The following is a 1,036-nucleotide window of genomic DNA, read 5'->3' on the forward strand; positions in this document are numbered from 1 at the left end:
AAAACGAAGAAATGAAAGAAGAGGAAGTTGTGGAAACAACTGAAGAAACAACTCCTGAGAAGTCTGAGTTGGACTTGGCAAATGAACGTGCGGATGAGTTCGAAAACAAATACCTTCGCGCTCATGCAGAAATGCAAAATATCCAACGCCGTGCCAACGAAGAGCGTCAAAACTTGCAACGTTATCGTAGCCAAGACCTGGCAAAAGCAATCTTACCATCGCTCGACAACTTAGAACGTGCACTAGCCGTTGAAGGTTTGACAGACGATGTCAAAAAAGGATTGGAGATGGTGCAAGAGAGCTTAATTCACGCTTTGAAAGAAGAAGGAATCGAAGAAATCGCAGCTGACGGTGAATTTGACCATAACTACCATATGGCCATCCAAACTCTCCCAGCAGACGATGAACACCCAGCAGATACCATCGCCCAAGTCTTCCAAAAAGGCTACAAACTCCATGACCGCATCCTACGCCCAGCCATGGTAGTAGTATATAACTAGGCTAGAGAACTTAAAAACTTGTCCGAAACGACAATAAACTATGAAGAAAGTTAAAAAGCAAGCTGGAGGCTTGCAAGGAAGATGTTGCCCGCCGTGGTGAAAGTTTCAGTAGCGTGTGCTACTGAAACAGGGGATTTTTGAGACAATTGGCTCAAAAATAAGTGATGAAATCCCGTAGGGAGTTGCTCACGTCCCCACCACTTAAGGGGAATATTAAGAAAAGTCAAAAATAGAATATAAAATTTAAGGAGAAAAACACATGTCTAAAATTATTGGTATTGACTTAGGTACAACAAACTCAGCAGTTGCAGTTCTTGAAGGAACTGAAAGCAAAATCATCGCAAACCCAGAAGGTAACCGTACAACTCCATCTGTAGTATCATTCAAAAACGGAGAAATCATCGTTGGTGATGCTGCAAAACGTCAAGCAGTAACAAACCCAGATACTGTTATCTCTATCAAATCTAAGATGGGAACTTCTGAAAAAGTTTCTGCAAATGGAAAAGAATACACTCCACAAGAAATCTCAGCTATGA

General features: G+C 41.7%; 2 protein-coding genes. Both read left to right on the forward strand.

Features of this window, described 5'->3' with window-relative positions:
- A partial coding sequence (gene grpE, locus GMD4S_RS00450; RefSeq protein ID WP_000292514.1) for a nucleotide exchange factor GrpE occupies nt 1-500 on the forward strand: 500 nt, incomplete at its 5' end.
- A gap of 259 nt (nt 501-759) precedes the next feature.
- The coding region (locus GMD4S_RS00455; RefSeq protein WP_000034644.1) for an Hsp70 family protein at nt 760-1,036 on the forward strand (277 nt) is incomplete at its 3' end.

The sequence above is a fragment of the Streptococcus sp. GMD4S genome (genome assembly GCF_000296955.1).